This is a genomic window from Pseudomonas sp. HMSC063H08 (assembly GCF_001813645.1).
In the GTDB taxonomy this organism is placed as follows: domain Bacteria; phylum Pseudomonadota; class Gammaproteobacteria; order Pseudomonadales; family Pseudomonadaceae; genus Pseudomonas; species Pseudomonas aeruginosa.
Genome location: NZ_KV813344.1, coordinates 2,019 through 4,921, shown reverse-complemented (window position 1 = coordinate 4,921; position 2,903 = coordinate 2,019). Strand labels below are relative to the sequence as shown.

Sequence of the window (2,903 nt, the reverse complement as noted above, 5' to 3'; positions counted from 1 at the left end):
GGTGGCGAAGTGATATTACCAAGAAGCGCGTATAAGTCGTCCGTTTCTTCCTGATCATCAATTGACGGGTTCGCAATCGCCCGTATCTCCTTTGACGGTTTCGCAACGCTCGGCGAAGGTTGGCGGAGCGTCATCTTGGTTTCTGGTGCTTGCTGCTGTTCAATCGGATCGTTGGGGATTTCGCAGGTCGTTTCCGGCTTTTCAGGGGAGGCGTTGCCCTCTTCAATGACGAGTGATCCGCTGTAGGAATCAGGCCGCTCGGCAGGGTCAGCCCAAATCAAGGCTGGAGCGATCTTGAGGAGCGTGAACTTGTTTCTCCACCCAGCACCATTGTCTATCGTGGCCGTCCAGATGGCCTTGTCTTCGGCGTTCGTCTGAATGACGGCCTGGTCCTGGAGCATGTTGAAGAATGGCGCGTTGGAGGAGGGGACCCCTTCGATTCCCTGAGCCAGCAGGTAGGCTCTCAACTGATCGGCCGCGGGCTTGCTCACCAGCCAGAGTGCGTCCTGAGTCAGCCATCCATCGGACGGGCCGCTAGGTTGATTCAACTTGAACTTGTCCTTCACCAAGAAGCGAAGGCCGTCTGCCAACTGCCGCTGCAGCGACTGCTTCGGTGCAGCCAGCGCTCGATCCGGATTACCTCCCAACTCCTGCGCGACGGAGGCCTGGTCTGCCTTCACGATGATCTCGCCGAGGATCCCGGCGTGCTCGTACTGCCCAGCGAACAGGTAGATCAATTGAGCCCACAGCTCTGGAAAGCGACTGAGCCAATCGAGTGCCGTGCGCGGTAGCAGTTGGTGGATGAGGAGTGCTGAGGCAGCGCCGTGGAGCTGGTATTCGCGGGATTTCACGTACTTGAAGCGGTAAGGCTGGTTGATCGGTCCGTTCCAAGGGTGCCATGTGCTGCCGTCCTGCAGCTCAACCTGCAGGTCTACGACGATCTTGCCTATGTCGTGAGCCAGGGCACCATACGCCGCGGCGGCCGACCAGGCTTCAGCCTGGGCTGACTGTGACTCCGGCGCTGCGCCGATCGGGAGCAAATAGGTCTGCCGTACCTTCAGTGCGTAGGCCACGATCTCCAAGCCGTGATCGATCATCCCGCCTGGATGGGCATGGTGATGGTTTTCCGAAGCAGGGAGCTGCTGGACCAGCTCTGCATAGTTGGCCAGTGGCCGCCGGTAGATCTCCTCGAATTGCTGCTTGGATAGCGAGGCACGTTGCCAGATGTTCTCCAGTAGCTGCCGGCGCCGAGGTGTGCCGAGCAGCTCCATACTGCTCAGAGGAGGGAGGAATCCCCCTGGGGCAGCTTTGGTTAGTTGGCTGGGGGACGGCTTCCTGGAGATCCAGGAAAGGAGTTGAAACATGGGAGGCTCCATGACGATTCATGGAGCGGGCTTTTCCGCCAGATCAGGGCTGGCAACAACGATAAAACAACGGTAGCGGGGTAGGGTATTTTATTGGCAATATGCCAGCTCGGTCTTGTGGGGGGTGTCATAAATTCCGTGTTTAGGGCGGGTAGAGAATTACACGGAAGGGCGACTGAATCGGTCAGCGTAAAGGATAGCGAATTGGTTCATGGCTTGCTTCCAGTCGTGAGCGGATCGGCTCCATTTGGCGGTGATGTTTCGCAGCGCGAGCCAGATCAACTTGGAGGCGGCTTCGTCAGTAGGGAAATGGCCCCGGGTCTTGATGATCTTGCGTAGCTGCGAGTTGACATTCTCGATGGCGTTGGTGGTGTAGATCACCTTGCGGATCTCCGGCGCAAAGGCGAAGAACGGAATCACGCGATCCCAGGCATTGCGCCATGCCGCGCAGACGGTGGGGAACTTCTGACCCCACGGCCCATCGGCAAAGGCGTCAAGCGCGGCCAGGGCCGCTTCAGCACTGACAGCGGTATAGATCGGTCGGATCGCGGCGGCCAGCGCCTTGCGATCCTTCCAGCTCGCGTAATCGAGGCTGTTGCGGATCAGATGGACGATGCAGGTTTGCAGTGTGGTGGCCGGGAACACCGCGGCCAGCGCCTCGGGTATACCCTTCAACCCGTCAGTCACGGCGATCAGGATATCGCCCACGCCCCGGGTCTTCAGGTCGTTGAAGACCTTCATCCAGAACTTGGCGCCTTCGGTGCCTTCAATCCACAAACCCAGGATATCGCGTGTGCCGTCGGGTAGCACGCCCAGGGCCAGATAGACGGCCTTGTTGCGCACGACAGCATCCTCCCTGATCTTGACCCGCAGCGCGTCAAAGAACACGACCGGATACATGGGCTCGAGCGGCCTGGCCTGCCAGGCGGTGACCTCGGCCATAACCTCGTCAGTGACCGAGCTGATGAAGTCCGGCGAGACGTCTGTGCCGTATTGTTCCAGCAGAAAGCCCTGGATTTCGCGCACCGTCATGCCGCGGGCATACATGGCGACGATCTTGTCATCAAAGCCAGTAAAACGGCGCTCATGCTTGGGGATCAGGAGCGGGGCAAAGCTGCCCTCGCGATCTCGGGGCACGTCGATACGGATCGGCCCCTCCTGGGTCAGCACCGTCTTGGCCCCCTTGCCGTTGCGCTGATTACTCATCCGCTCGGGCTTGGCTGTGCCGGCCGGGTAGCCCAGGTGATGGTTCAGCTCACCGGCCAGGGCCCGCTCGATCAGGGCCTTCTTGAAAGCCAGGGACGCCGCATTGATAGCTTCGGCCGTCATCGAGCCGTCACCAAACGACTCCAGCAACTCGGAAGGAATCACAGGCAACGCTGCCGGCTGGGTTCTTGGTTTGCGAGACATAGACACTCCTTGACCTCATGTTATGCCCCAAACACGAAATTACTGACAGGCCCGTCTTGTGCTTTGCCTGGGAGGAACTGGGCCAGGCTTAACCATTGGGCACCTGCTGGTGGATGTTCACCCGTAGCC

General features: G+C 59.6%; 2 protein-coding genes. Both read right to left on the bottom strand.

Going from position 1 to position 2,903, the window contains the following annotated elements; genetic code table 11:
* Nucleotides 1-1,364: MobH family relaxase (gene mobH, locus HMPREF2924_RS03000; protein WP_070700343.1), on the bottom strand; the 1,364-nt coding region annotated here is incomplete at its 3' end.
* A 159-nt stretch (nucleotides 1,365-1,523) separates the two neighbouring features.
* On the bottom strand, nucleotides 1,524-2,774 hold the full coding sequence (locus HMPREF2924_RS02995; RefSeq protein ID WP_003119430.1) for an IS256 family transposase: 1,251 nt from the start codon (nucleotides 2,772-2,774) through the stop codon (nucleotides 1,524-1,526).
* Nucleotides 2,775-2,903 lie beyond the last annotated feature (129 nt).

What these genes read in the sequence shown, in the direction of transcription:
- HMPREF2924_RS02995 (WP_003119430.1), bottom strand. Translation starts at nt 2,774, where the DNA reads ATGTCTCGCAAACCAAGAACCCAGCCGGCAGCGTTGCCTGTGATTCCT.